Annotated in this window: 12 protein-coding genes; 8 read left to right on the top strand and 4 right to left on the bottom strand. The window is 63.3% G+C overall.

Annotated elements, in window-relative coordinates:
• On the bottom strand, positions 1-714 hold a 714-nt coding region (locus VGH54_RS28680), incomplete at its 3' end, for an MFS transporter (protein WP_331515556.1).
• A 262-nt stretch (positions 715-976) separates the two neighbouring features.
• Between VGH54_RS28680 and VGH54_RS28675 the strand changes: the two genes are divergently transcribed.
• The 5 genes from VGH54_RS28675 (at position 977) to VGH54_RS28655 (ending at position 6,317) form a co-directional block, all read left to right on the top strand.
• Positions 977-2,098, top strand: coding sequence for an LLM class flavin-dependent oxidoreductase (locus tag VGH54_RS28675; RefSeq protein WP_331515557.1), 1,122 nt, complete (start codon positions 977-979; stop codon positions 2,096-2,098).
• Positions 2,095-3,279, top strand: a complete 1,185-nt coding sequence (locus VGH54_RS28670) for a sulfotransferase (protein ID WP_331515555.1) — start codon at positions 2,095-2,097, stop codon at positions 3,277-3,279. Before VGH54_RS28675 ends, VGH54_RS28670 begins: the two co-directional genes overlap by 4 nt.
• A gap of 2 nt (positions 3,280-3,281) precedes the next feature.
• Positions 3,282-4,091 carry a sugar phosphate isomerase/epimerase gene (locus VGH54_RS28665; RefSeq protein ID WP_331515553.1) on the top strand — a complete coding sequence of 270 codons (810 nt, stop codon included), beginning with the start codon at positions 3,282-3,284 and terminating at the stop codon, positions 4,089-4,091.
• A gap of 4 nt (positions 4,092-4,095) precedes the next feature.
• Positions 4,096-5,331 carry a DUF1214 domain-containing protein gene (locus tag VGH54_RS28660; protein ID WP_331515552.1) on the top strand — a complete coding sequence of 412 codons (1,236 nt, stop codon included), beginning with the start codon at positions 4,096-4,098 and terminating at the stop codon, positions 5,329-5,331.
• Positions 5,332-5,495: 164 nt separating this feature from the next.
• On the top strand, positions 5,496-6,317 hold the full coding sequence (locus tag VGH54_RS28655) for a hypothetical protein (protein WP_331515551.1): 822 nt from the start codon (positions 5,496-5,498) through the stop codon (positions 6,315-6,317).
• A 14-nt stretch (positions 6,318-6,331) separates the two neighbouring features.
• Here the strand turns inward: VGH54_RS28655 and VGH54_RS28650 are convergent, their stop codons facing one another.
• Positions 6,332-7,504 carry an acyl-CoA desaturase gene (locus tag VGH54_RS28650; protein WP_331515549.1) on the bottom strand — a complete coding sequence of 391 codons (1,173 nt, stop codon included), beginning with the start codon at positions 7,502-7,504 and terminating at the stop codon, positions 6,332-6,334.
• A 10-nt stretch (positions 7,505-7,514) separates the two neighbouring features.
• Positions 7,515-8,606, bottom strand: a complete 1,092-nt coding sequence (locus VGH54_RS28645) for a ferredoxin reductase (RefSeq protein ID WP_331515548.1) — start codon at positions 8,604-8,606, stop codon at positions 7,515-7,517.
• 88 nt (positions 8,607-8,694) lie between these two features.
• Between VGH54_RS28645 and VGH54_RS28640 the strand changes: the two genes are divergently transcribed.
• The 3 genes from VGH54_RS28640 to VGH54_RS28630 all read left to right on the top strand — a co-directional run bounded on the left by VGH54_RS28640 (position 8,695) and on the right by VGH54_RS28630 (position 12,506).
• The gene (locus VGH54_RS28640; RefSeq protein ID WP_331515547.1) at positions 8,695-9,930 is read left to right on the top strand and encodes a helix-turn-helix domain-containing protein; all 1,236 of its coding nucleotides are present in this window, start codon (positions 8,695-8,697) and stop codon (positions 9,928-9,930) included.
• Positions 9,931-10,139: 209 nt separating this feature from the next.
• The gene (locus VGH54_RS28635) at positions 10,140-11,258 is read left to right on the top strand and encodes a ferredoxin reductase (RefSeq protein WP_331515546.1); all 1,119 of its coding nucleotides are present in this window, start codon (positions 10,140-10,142) and stop codon (positions 11,256-11,258) included.
• Positions 11,259-11,267: 9 nt separating this feature from the next.
• The gene (locus VGH54_RS28630) at positions 11,268-12,506 is read left to right on the top strand and encodes a fatty acid desaturase (RefSeq protein WP_331515545.1); all 1,239 of its coding nucleotides are present in this window, start codon (positions 11,268-11,270) and stop codon (positions 12,504-12,506) included.
• Positions 12,507-12,574: 68 nt separating this feature from the next.
• Here the strand turns inward: VGH54_RS28630 and VGH54_RS28625 are convergent, their stop codons facing one another.
• Positions 12,575-13,387, bottom strand: a complete 813-nt coding sequence (locus VGH54_RS28625; protein WP_331515543.1) for a GTP cyclohydrolase, FolE2/MptA family — start codon at positions 13,385-13,387, stop codon at positions 12,575-12,577.
• Positions 13,388-13,416: the final 29 nt, after the last annotated feature.

Below are 13,416 nucleotides of genomic sequence, written 5' to 3'. Positions count from 1 at the left end.
CCGGCGGGTGACCGGTCCGTGACGGACCCACCGCAGTGCGGCCAGGATCGAGAGCCCGATGCTTTCGCGCTCACTCGGCGCGCAACCAGGTCGCTTCCAGGACCGCAACGCGACGATGATCGCGGCGAAGGACACCGCGTTGAGCGCGAACACCGCGGCCGGCCCGGCCTGCAGGACCACGACTCCGGCCAGGGCAGGTCCGACTGCGCGGGCCACGTTGACCGTGACGCTGCCCAGCGACGCCGCGGCCGGTATCTGTTCACGCGGAACCAGTTCGGGCTGGATCGCCTGCCACGCTGGGGCGGTGAGCGCCGAGCCACAGCCGATGGCCACCGTGAACAGCAGCAGCCAGGTTGGGGTCAGAACCCCGGTGAACGCCAGTGCGGCTAGCACCGCAGCCGCGAGCACCGCATAGGTTTGAATCACGATGAGCAGCCGTCGCCGATCGAACAGATCGGCAAACACACCGCCGAACAGCCCTAAAACCAATGTTGGTGTGAGCGAAGCGGTTTGGACCAGTGCGATGATGGTGTCGCTGCTGTGGTGCTCAACCAGAAACCATTGGGCGCCGACGGTCTGCATCCACGTGCCGATGTTCGATACCAGCTGCGCGATGAACAAGTTGCGGTAAATCGCATTCTTTAGCGGCGCCCACGCTGAGGTCTGCTCGGGCGCAGATTTCACGCCCTTGCTGCTCACGGTCACAGCCGTCATGCGCCGTTACTCCCTCGAAGGTTCTAATCCTCGACCTGTATTAATAGCTCGCGGGGTTACAACGAGGACGGTTCTCGAATACTTCCTATTGCCGTCTCTTTCAGGTATGACGTTCACGGGCTGTAGAAGGTTCCGACGGGAGTGGCGTCCTGTCGATGATCCTCAGGTTCCGGCGCACAGCGTACGGTTACGCTGAGCGAATGCTCAGCACAGCCGGACCCTGGGTCCCGACGACTACGGTCGTTGGATGGACCGTCTACCGATGAAGGTCCAGCCGGCCGCGTTTCTACGCACCACGCTTCCGCTCGCTATCGACATGCTCGATCAGTACGACTCCGGGAGATATCACTCCATTTGGCTACCGGACCACATGGTCAGTTTCTGGCCGGATTCGATCTGGGCCCCCGAGTTCACCGATCTCGCCACCGCGTCACCATCGCCGCACCGGCACCTCGACGGTGTGGCCGTCGCCGCCGCGGCCGCCGTCCTCACGACGACGACACCCATCGCCACGACCGTCGTCGACACGGTCCGCAGACACCCAGCCATGCTCGCGCAGACCGCGCTTACCCTTGATCACCTTTCGAAGGGCCGTTTCATCCTCGGCCTCGGCTCCGGTGAGCTCGAAAACACCGTGCCCTACGGGTTCGATTTCGCCAAGCCAGTCAGTCGTTTCGAGGAGTCGATCAGAATCATCAAGCTGCTCTGGACGAGCGACGGACCGGTGGACTTCGAGGGGGACTTCTACCGTCTCGAGCACGCGCGTCTGGACACCGAAGCCTACGAAGGCAGGGTCCCGCCGATCTGGATCGGTGCCGCCGGGCCTCGCATGCTGCGCATCGCCGGCCGGCACGCCGACGGGTGGTGGCCTGCGGGTGCGTTCACACCGGAGGACTACGCCGCCAAACTCGCGGTCGTGCGCGAGGCGGCCGAGCGGGCCGGCCGCGACCCCATGGCGATCGTCCCGGCGATCACCCAGATGTGCTTGATCGGGGAGGACGACGAGATCGAAGCGATGCTCGAAGCTCCGCTGGTCAAGTCCATCATCCTGATGCTCACTGCCGGCGACCTCCGCACGTTCGGTTACGCGCACCCGATGGGCTCAGACTGGCGCGGGATCATGGACTTCGACCCGGTCAAGCTGTCACGCGAGAAGATCATACAGTTCTGCGAAGACGTTGATACACAAGCGATTCGAGACATCATCCCCTGCGGCACGCCCAAGCAGGTGGCGCAGCGGATGAAGGGCTTCTGCGACGCGGGTCTGCGGGTGTTCAAGTTGATGGAGTACGGCAGCATGGGTGGACTGGCATTCAGCGCAGGCTCGTCCGCCAAGGTGCACGAGGCCGAGGACGAACTGCTCACCCTGATCGGTGGCAAATGACCACGCCTGCAACCGAAAACACGCTCGACGCGCAGGCGATGCTAACTCGTGCGCAGGCCGAGACCGGACTGTACGACTGGAGCGACGCGACATTGCCAAAGCGCTTCGGGCTGGCAGTCGATCAGCTCAACGCGGCGACGACGGATGCGGACGGTCGTCGACAGGCGGCGCAAGTCTGCCACTGGCTTCTGACCTCGCGACTCGAGTTCTTCGAGGACCGTAACCGCTGCCCGCTCGCCAACGAGGTGATCGAGCGGCCCATGTTCGTGACCGGCGAACCGCGCACGGGCACCACACTCATGCACGCCTTGATGTCCGTCGACCCCCAGGCGCGAGCCCTGAGGTTTTGGGAAGTCATGTATCCGTCACCACCGCCGGGGGCCGCTGGCACTGACGATCCGCGTCGACTTCGCGCCGACGACGATTGGCGTGAGATCAACGCCAAACTGCCGAAATGGCTGCACTCACACCCCTACAACGACATGCTCGGCGACGGCTTACCCGAGGACGAACGCACCTGGGCCTTTGACTTCCGAGTGATGACGCCGACCGCCTGGTGGCGAGTGCCGATGGAATCCGTGACTCAGGGCTTGCCCACCGACGCTCGGGCACAGTACCGAATCCACAAGGCGATGCTGCAGCAGCTCCAGTACGGCAGGCCTGAGAAATATTGGGTACTCAAGGGATTTCACGGCTTTCGGCTTGAGGAGTTCTTCCAGGCCTATCCCGACGCCACACTCGTGTGGTTGCACCGAGATCCCATACAGGTGGCGGCATCGCGCACCATGATGATGGCCGACATCATGGACGGCATCGTCGGTCCGATCGATCTGAAGGTCGAGGCGAAGAAGCATCTAGAGATGACGCGAGCGGGCATCGCCAACACCATGACCAACCCCATGGTTGACGACCCGCGCATCCACCATGTCCGCTACCGGGACTTCGTTTGCGACCAGATCGCTACCGTGCGTGGCTATTACGATTTCGCCGGGCGGCAGCTGACGCCTGGGGCCGAGGCCGCGATGCGTGATTACCTCGCGAACAACAAGGGTGACCGCTACGGCAAGTTCCGCTATTCGACGTCGTTGCTCACCGACATCGGTGAGGACATCGACGCCCTGAACGAGGAGTTCAGACCGTTCCGCGAACGGTTCGGCGTCGAGATCGAGACGCGAGCCTAGGAATGCATCCGCGCGTCAGCCTGCACCAAGTTGCATTCCTCGATGAGAGCACCACGGCGTTCCTCGAGCATTGCCGCAGCATCGGCGTGCAGCACACGACGCTGGTGACTCCTACGCTGATGCGCCCGGGCGGGGTAGATGAGGCTCAGCAGGCGCTGGCTGGCGGCTCGCCGCAAGTGGAAGCGGTGAATCATCAGTTCGCCGTCTATCCCGACCTGGATAACGACCGTGGCGAAGCCGCCGAGAAGCTGCTGCAGGCCATCGACATCGCCGCGGCGTTGGGGGCCGGCTCGGTGTATGTGCAAACAGGTGGTCGTGGATGTTTGACGTGGGAGCAAGCCGCCGAACGCTTCACCGCGCTTATCGCGCCATGTACGAAGGCAGCGGCGGCTGAGGGGGTCAGCGTGCTCGTCGAGAACGCCTCGTCGTTCAATGCCGACATCCACATTGCTCACACGCTCGCCGATACCATCACCCTCGCGGAAATCGCGGGCATCGGTCTCTGCATCGAATGGCACGCCTGCTGGATGGAGGCTGGGTTGAAGGCGCTTCTGCAGCAAGCAATTCCGATGACAGGTCTTATGCAGGTCAGTGACTACGTGCTCGGGGACAGGACCGCACCCTGTCGCGCGGTGCCCGGCGACGGAGTGATCCCGCTCGACCGAATACTGGGAGACGTGCTCGATGCCGGGTACGAAGGTGTCTTCGACATCGAGTTGGTCGGCCCGCGTATCGCTGCAGAAGGGGCGCGCGCCGCTACCCAGCGCGGGGCGCAAAGGGTATCGGAAATCCTCACCAAGCTGGGAGCCTGAACCGATGGCCTATGGCGACGGCCCCAGGGACGAGGAGCTTCGCAACGCGTGGCACCATTTCTGCGATCGGCTCAGGTCCGCGGGCGACGATGTTTTCAAGGACGCCAACCCCGGTAGTCCGATCCTGCGGGCCGATGCGTTCCGGTTCCTCACGCAGAATCTGGGGCAGGCGTTTGACCTGGCGCTGGAGACCAAGGATCCGGACTTCCCGCAGCTCCATCCCTTCTGCACACCGACCCGCAAACTGGGTGGTGACGTCGCCGACTTCACCTATCGCCAAGCCTGGATCGATGGCGATCACGACTACCGGATCAGCGGGCAACGTGGCACCGCACGGTGGCTCAACGTGACGGTGCAGGGCCCGCGACCGGATCGCATCCCTGGCACCGACTGGCCGAGTCTGCACGAGCCTTTCGGTGATGTTCCGGAAACCAACATCTTCGGAGATCAGATCACCACCGAAGCCGACGGCAGTTTCGAACTCTACGTCGGGGGAGAGATGCGCGCCGAGAACTGGCTGCCGACGACGCCCGGCTCGCGGAAGTTGTTCATCCGCGAGGCGTTTGACGCGTGGTTCGAGACGCCGACCAGGCTGTCGATCGAGCGGATCGGCATGGACGGTCCACGCCCCATACCGACGCCGGAGCGGATCATCGAGGCGATGGGGTGGGCCGGGGACTTCCTCACCGGCGCGATGCACGACTGGCCGGAACATTCATGGAAGTACTCCAACGGCGTGTGCGACCCGGCATTCACCAACGAGTTTCCGCCCGAGCGGACCGCCGACACCGACGACGACGCGAAGCGCGGGCGGCGGGCGGCGCACATGATCTGGGAATTGAGCCCGGACGAGGCGTTGATCGTCGAGATGGACAACCACGACGGCTTCTGGATCTTTGGGATGGGCAATGTCTTCGTGGTGAGCACGGACTTCCTGTACCGCCCGGTGAGCTACACCCCCGCACGTACCAAGTTGGACAGCGACGGCGTGGTGCGCCTGGTGATCGCGCACGATGATCCAGGTGTCCACAACTGGCTTGACACTCAAGGCTTTTCGAACGGCAACCTCACCTATCGCAATCTGATGAGCCAGAACCCCGCTCGCTTCCGCACCCGCGTGGTGCAACGGTCGGAACTGCTCGACGCCTTGCCTTCCGATACCGTGATGGTGTCCCAGGGCGAGCGTGTGCAGCAGATGCTCGACCGCTATCACAGCGTCAAACTGCGCTACGGCATCTGACGGTGATTCGACTGACGTCCGCTTAGACCACCTTCTGTACCGACGAGATTCTCAGCGAATGTTCAGTCGAGCGACGTCACACTGTCTGATGACCGACGTTGTGGATCAACGGCGATTCACCAGCGCATAGCCGCTAGTCCAGGGGGAGCGACAGGACGTGTTCGATGAATGACGTTACGAAACAGGCATTGAGCAAGGTGCCCGCAGTCACGCTGGGCTTTTGGGTCATCAAGATATTGGCGACGACGCTCGGCGAGACGGGTGGCGACACCGTGACGATGACGCTGAACTGGGGCTATCTCGCCGGCGTCACGCTTTTCGGAGCCGCGCTGGTGGCGCTCGTTGTCGCTCAGATCTGGGCCAACCGCTTTTATCCGATCCTCTACTGGGCGACGATCGTCGCCTCGACGACGTTCGGCACGACGTTGGCCGACTTCGCCGACCGATCGCTGGGGATCGGGTACACGGGTGGATCGCTTCTGCTGCTGTGTTGCCTGTTGGCCACCCTCGGGCTGTGGCATCGATCGGAGGGGACGGTGTCGGTGAATACCGTCTCGACGCCGAAAGTTGAGGCGTTCTATTGGGCCACGATCACCTTTTCCCAGACCCTGGGCACCGCGCTCGGCGATTGGCTCGCCGACACTCGCGATCTCGGTTATGAACGCGGCGCGCTGGTCTTCACCGCGGCTCTGATGGCGGTCGTCGTCCTGTATTACTGGACCGGGGTATCGCGTGTCACCTTGTTTTGGATCGCATTCATCCTCACGCGGCCGCTGGGCGCAACCGTGGGGGATTTCATTGATAAGCCAGTCGCCAACGGCGGCCTGGCCTTGAGCCGCCCGCTGGCCTCGGCGGTCATCGCAGCCATCATCGTCGTGCTGCTGCTTATCCTGCCGCAACGTCCAGGACGACACCCCGGCCAGACAGGTCGTCCATCGTCACGAGCGCAATCGGAGGCCGCCGAGGCTGACGGCTCAACGAGTTAACGGCTCTGCAGGGGCTACGCCGCGTTCGTGTCGACATCGGCCGGTTCCGAGCGGAAGACGAGCTGAATAACGTTCGCCGGGTTGGCGGCCGCCGCCTTGCGCAGGACATCGTTGGGAAGCGAGAGCCGGAACACCTTCTTCCACGCCGAGCCGACCTGCTTGACCATCGGTCCGCTGACATAGGTCAGGCCGTAGCGCTCGAACAGGTCTTGCACCTTCGGCGCGATCTCCTGGTAGCGATTGCTCGGCAGATCCGGGAACAGGTGATGTTCGATCTGGAAGGACAGATTGCCGGTCATGAAGTGCAGCAACCGGTTTCCGCTGATGTTGGCCGAGCCGAGCATCTGCCGCAGGTACCAGTCGCCGCGGGTTTCGCCGTCGATCGACTTCTTCTCGTAGGTCTGTACGCCTTCGGGGAAGTGTCCGCACATGATGACCGAGTGCGTCCAGAGATTGCGGACCAGGTTGGCGGTCAGGTTCGCGGTCAGCGTGGTGACGGCTGAGGGTCCAGACAGTAGCGGGTGCAGAACGTAATCCTTCGTCATCTGCCTGCGGATCTTGGCGAGCACATTCTTGCTTTGGCGGCGGAACTCGTCCTTATCCGTCTTGCCCTTGAGGTACTTGCCGATTTTGAGATCGTAGGCCGCGATTCCGTACTGGAAGAAGCAGGCATTGATCAAGTTCCACAGCGGCTGGGCGAGGTAGAAAGGCATCCACCGTTGATCTTCGTCGACCCGCATGATGCCGTAGCCAAGGTCCTCGTCCTTGCCGACCACATTGGTGTAGGTGTGATGGATCTCGTTGTGCGAGTGCTTCCACAAGTCGGAGGGGGAGGCGTTGTCCCACTCCCAGGTGGTGGAGTGAATCTTGTTGTCGCGCATCCAGTCCCATTGGCCGTGCATCACGTTGTGGCCGATTTCCATGTTCTCCACGATCTTGGCGACCGAGAGGCCAACCATGCCTGCCAGCCACGCCGGCGGAAACAGCGAGAACAGCAGCACCGCGCGGCTGGCCAGTTCGAGCTTGCGCTGAAAGTCGATGACGCCGCGGATGTAGTCAGCGTCGCGCTCACCGCGGCTGTCGAGCACCCGCTGGCGGATGGCGTCGAGTTCGCGGCCGAGATTCTCGATGTCGTCGTCGCTGAGATGGGCGATCGGATTCTGTTCTTGGCGTTGCAGAGTGGTCATGATAGGTCCTTTAGAGGTCGATGTCGCAGGTGCCCGCAGCTGCGGACACGCAGGTTTGGATCAGGACGCCGTCACCGGGCGCGGCGGTGGTGATGTCGCCGTTGCGAAGGTCGCGAACGGCTCCTTGGCGCAGCGGTGCCACGCAGCCGAAGCAGATGCCCATCCGGCATCCCGACGGCATCAGCACTCCGGCGGCTTCGCCGGCGTCGAGCAGTGTCTGGTCGCCAGGGGCGTCGAGGACGGTCGCCGACTTACTGAAGGTGACTGTCCCTCCTTCACCGGCGGTGACGACGGTGGGGCGGAACCGTTCGGTGTGCAGGCGCTCGGGCATGCCGTTGTCATTCCAGTGTTGCTCGAGTGCGTCGAGCATGCCGGTCGGTCCGCATGCCCAGGTCTCGCGCTCAGCGAGGTCGCGGACCAGTTCGCTGAGTTCGGCGGTGCTGAGCATGCCGTCGGTGTCAGTGTGCTTCTCTATCAAGCGGATTCGGCCCTGGCTTGCCAGCATGCGCAGTTCGCCGCCGAAGATCACCTCGTCGGATGTCGGGGCGCTGTGCACGACCACGACGTCGTCGACGTCGTCGGCCATGTTGCGCAGCATGCCCATCACCGGGGTGATACCGCTGCCCGCAGTGAGGAACAAGACCTTGGCCGGCACCGCCGCAGGGAGCGTGAATTCTCCTGTGGCGTGGTCGAGTTGGACGATGGCGCCGACGGTAGCGTGTCGCACCAGGTGGTTGGATACCTTGCCACCCGGGATCGCTTTGACCGTGATTGCGATGCAGCCGTCGGCCCGATCGGTGCCGGAGGTCAGGGAGTATGCGCGCCACTGACGCACGCCGTCGACGTCGACGCCGATGCGGATGTACTGCCCGGGTGTGTGGGAGCGCCAGCCGCGGCCCGGCTTGATGACGAGGCTGACGGCATCGCGGGTTTCGGGGTGGATTGCGACGATCCGGCCGCGCAGGTCCGCGCCTGAGCGCAGCGGATCGATGATGTCGAGGTAGTCGGCGGGGACTAGCGGTGTGGTGATCCGCTCAGCGAGCTGGAGGAACCGGTCGCGCAGCGTGCCCATCGGGGTGACTCTGGGTGCTGTTGTTGTCATAAGGCCAGCATTCCTTGCTCCTCGGGATAAACTCTTGGCCAGTCAGAGTGAAATATCGACAGAAAATTGTTCGGGAAGAATAGATTCGATGGACGACGTTGCAAGGACTGACGGCCGACAGGTCACCGGCCTGGTACTGAATGACCTGGTCGTCGCCGCTTTACAAGGCGTCCTGCCCGCCGTCGCCGAACACACTGTGGCCGCCGTCACCGTCGAGGTGCCCAGTTATGCGGATGCCTTCAGCGGGCGGATGGGCCGGCGGATCGAAGGCGCCGTCAAAATGGCCCTTGGCGCCTTCATCCAACTGGCCGCCCGTCCACACGACTCCGATCCCGGCCCGACGTTGTCCCCTGCGCTCGAAGGCGCCTACGAACTCGGGCGGGGCGAGGCACGTCAAGGGCGTTCCATCGACGCGCTGCTATCCGCCTATCGCGTCGGCGCGCGGGTGGCGTGGCGTGAGCTGTCGGAAACGGCCGTCGACCGGGGACTGCCACCGCTGATGATCGCTCGGTTCGCCGAATTGGTGTTCGCGTTTATCGATGAGCTCTCTGCGGCAAGCGTTTCCGGGCATGGCGATGAACTGGCCTCCTCGGATCGAGCGCGACGGCGTCATCTTGACCGACTCGGACAGGACCTGCTCACCGGGGTTCCTTCCGAGATACTGCGGGCAAGTGCCGAGCGCGCAGAGTGGCGTCCGCCCGACACCCTCACCGCGGTACTACTTCCGTCGGCCCAGACGCGGGGCGTGGCGTCCCGATTCGGGCAGTCCACATTGGAACTCAGTGGCGACCTGCCCGGTATCGAGTCCTCCGAGTCTGTCGTGGTGCTGCTCGTCCCAGACATGCACGGTCCCAACCGGTCCCGGCTACTGCGGGAGCTCCACGATCGCCGGGCAGTGGTCGGTCCTGCACGCCCCTGGGCGCAGGCCCAGTCGTCGTATCATCGCGTTCTGCAGGCGCGCGGCCTCAATCTCGCCGGAGACGACGTCGGCACGATCGACACCGACAGCCATCTCGTCGCACTCGTGCTCGGCGCTGACCGCGAAGCCGCTGACGATCTCCGCCGCCAGGTGCTCGCACCGCTCGACCAGTTACGTCCCAACACCGCCGAACGACTCGCGGAAACACTGCGATCGTGGCTACTACATCAAGGCCAACGCGATGCGGTGGCTGCCGATCTATTCGTCCACGCCCAAACCGTGCGCTATCGCCTGACCCAACTCCGCGAGCTCTACGGTGAACGCCTCAACGACCCCCAGACGATCCTCGAACTCATCGTGGCCCTGTCCATCCCGGCAACGGCCGGCTCACCCGCGGCGTCTTGAGGTTGACGCCGTCACGGCGTGCGAACGAAACCGCAGGTAACCGCAGCGCACGCCCTGCCGAGGCAACCTTCGCGGTGCGGCTGTTAGCCGGCCGCCGGCAGAACGGATGTTTGTCGTTCCACGGACGGGGTAACCGGTGCACAGCTGTTCACTGAAATCGAAATCCCACGTACTTCTGAAGGCAATGGAGCCGCTCTATGGAGTTGAAGATGCGAAGCCTGACGCGATGGAGTGCTGCTCCCGCGAAGGATGTCGAAACCGCAGTATCCCCGAAGGTCAACGTGTTGCGCGGGCTGGTGGCTCGCGCGACGACACCGCTATTGCCCGATGACTACCTCAAGTTGCTTAATCCGTTGTGGTCCGCGCGGGAGCTACGTGGGGTGGTGGTCGATGTCCGCAAAGAAACAGAAAGCTCGGCGACGGTGACGATCAAGCCGGGATGGGGCTTTTCCGGGGATTACCGGCCCGGCCAGTATCTGGGGATCGGGCTTCGGGTCGACGGCCGCTGGCACTGGCGGTCCTACTCGCTGACGTCGATTCCGCGGCGCGACAAAAAACTGCTCTCGATCACCGTGAAAGCAACTCCTGAGGGGTTCCTGTCGTCCCATCTGGTCAACGGCGTCGAGGCCGGCACGGTGGTTCGGCTGGCAACTCCGAAGGGCGATTTCGCACTTCCCGATCCCGCGCCGTGCAAGTTGTTGTTCGTAACAGCGGGCAGCGGCATCACCCCCGTCATCGCGATGCTGCGCTCGCTCAAGCAGCGTGGCGAGAGTCCCGACATCATGCACATCCATTCGGCGCCCGTCGCCGATGAGGTGATATTTCACGACGAGTTACGCGCGTTGGAGCGCGCCCAGTCCGGCTACCGGTTGCACCTGCAGCTGACCGAGGACATGGGCCACCTCGACTTCGCCGAGCTCGACGGTGTCGTTCCGGATTGGAGGGAGCGCTCCGCGTGGGCCTGCGGGCCTGCGGCCATGCTCGACACGGTCGAAAAGGTGTGGACAGACGCGGGCATCGCGGACAGCCTGCACATGGAGCGATTCACCATCTCCCGCACCGACAAAGGCGGCGAGGGCGGCACGGTCACCTTCGCCATCTCGGATAAGTCCATCGAGCTCGACGGCGCCACATCGCTTTTAGAAGGTGGCGAGAAGCTGGGCATCCAGATGCCGTTCGGCTGCCGAATGGGCATCTGTCAATCCTGCGTACTGCCACTGGAATCGGGCTATGTGCGCGACTTCAGGTCCGGCACCGAGCACAGCGCCGGCGACCGAATCCAGACGTGCATCTCTGCCGTTTCCGGCGACTGCACCATCAACATCTAGGAGGGCCGCATGGCTATCACCGACATCAAACAATACGCACACCTCACCGAGGCCGACGTCGAAGAATTGGCCCGCGAACTGGACGCGATCAGAACCGACATCGAAGAGTCCAGGGGCGAACGGGACGCGCGCTACGTGCGCAGGACAATCCAGTTGCAGCGCGCGTTGGCGGCGGGCGGCCGAATCGCCTTGATGGCGAGCAGGAACAAGGTCGCCTGGGTCGCCGGTACCGCCATGCTGGCCGCCGCGAAGATCATCGAGAACATGGAACTCGGGCATAACATCACCCACGGCCAGTGGGATTGGATGAATGATCCCGAGATTCACTCGACCGAATGGGAGTGGGACACCACCGCTCCGAGCGTGCAGTGGAAGAAATCGCACAACTTTGTGCATCACAAGTACACCAACATCGTCGGGATGGACGACGACGTCGGCTACGGGCTGCTCCGCGTCACCCGCGACCAGCGCTGGGCCAAATGGAATATCGGCAACCCGGTCTACAACCTTTTGCTCGGAACACTTTTCGAATGGGGAGTTGCATTGCACGGGGTGGAAATGTCGAAGGTCCGCAGGGGCGAGAAATCCAAGGACGAGGTCCTCCGGGACTTGCGCGTGATCGGCAAGAAGGTCGGCAAACAGGTCGGCAAAGACTACGTGGTTTTCCCAGCCCTGGCGGGCCGGAACTGGAAGCACACCTTGGGCGCCAACGTGACGGCGAACCTCATCCGCAACTACTGGTCATACATGGTCATCTTCTGTGGCCACTTCCCCGACGGCGCCGAGAAATTCACTGCCGAGGAATACGAGGCGGAGACGCACCCAGAGTGGTATTTGCGGCAGTTGCTCGGGTCGGCGAACTTCAAGGCCGGGCCCATGATGGCTTTCATGAGCGGAAACCTGTGCTACCAGATCGAGCACCACCTGTTTCCCGACCTGCCCAGCAACCGGTATGCCGAAATATCCGAGCGCATCACAGCGCTCTGCGACAAGTACGACCTGCCTTACACGACCGGATCCCTTGGGCATCAGTACATGCAGACGTTCTGGACCATCCTGAAGCTCTCGCTTCCGAACAAATTGTTGGAAGCCAGCGCCGACGATTCACCCGAAACCCACTCGGAGTTGAAGTTCCGAATCCGTGCGGGTGTCCGGGATAGCTTTGGTATCGATCCCGACACCGGCAGGCGCCGCGGACTGCGGACAGCGTTACGCGAGCTGCGGGACGGGGACGTCGCGACAGCGTAAGCGCCCTGGACATAGCCAAGTCGCGCGGCGCGGCATGCACAAGGGGTTTCTCGTCCGTCAAGTTCTCATCAGGCGATGACGACGCAGCGGAGAGGGTATTCGAAGATGCTCTCGTAGTTCACGATCTGGCACGTGACCCTGCTAGCCGTAGGGAATTGGGCCCTGGTCTTGTCGGCGATTATCCGGAGCGCATCCTCAGCGAACACCGCGTGGTGGTGGATGGCGGTGACCGCGTCAGCTTCGCTACGTCGCTTATGCAGTTCCCGCACCGGCCCGCTGGCCGCGCACTCTCCAACGGCGAGCAGTTCGGTCAGGGAATGACCGGCCACGGTGGTCAAGTCCCCGGTCACGGTGATTTCCAGGTCGCAAACCTGATTGTGGGACGGATGCTCGCCGACGTTGTCCAGATCCTCACGGTCGAAGGCGATCGCGCTTTGGGCTTGGGGACAGGCCAGACAGACCTTGAATGCGGCGCCCCAGGTCACCTCGGTCCGATCTGCCCCCTCGATCCGGCAGATCTCCTCGACCGGCTTGAACCCGCCGTCGTGCGTCAACACGATGGTGGCCCGCGCGTCCACCGACCAGGACGCGGCGCCGGGGACAACGTTGCGCAGCCGTTCGAAGATGCTCTGGACGTAGTCGAGCACGGTCGGCTGTGGTCCTGGCCGGTCGACGCACTCGATCAGCCTCGACATGTGCGCGCCACGTTGGTGGGCATGCAAACCGACTGAGATGTCCATGACGACCATGGCCGCACTGTCATGTTCGTCGATCGCGACGATCCGTTTGACCCCGACGTGTCCGACCGAATGCACCGGAATCGAGATGCTCGGAGCTTCCGAGTGCAGGTCCGGTAGCATGCCAACGTCTCTGTGGGCCATGCCCTTCCACCCTCTCCGGCTCGCGACGG

The sequence above is a fragment of the Mycobacterium sp. genome, assembly GCF_036488105.1.
GTDB lineage: Bacteria > Actinomycetota > Actinomycetes > Mycobacteriales > Mycobacteriaceae > Mycobacterium.
The sequence above is the reverse complement of the archived record's forward strand: the minus strand, read 5'-3'. Positions and strand labels throughout refer to the sequence as shown.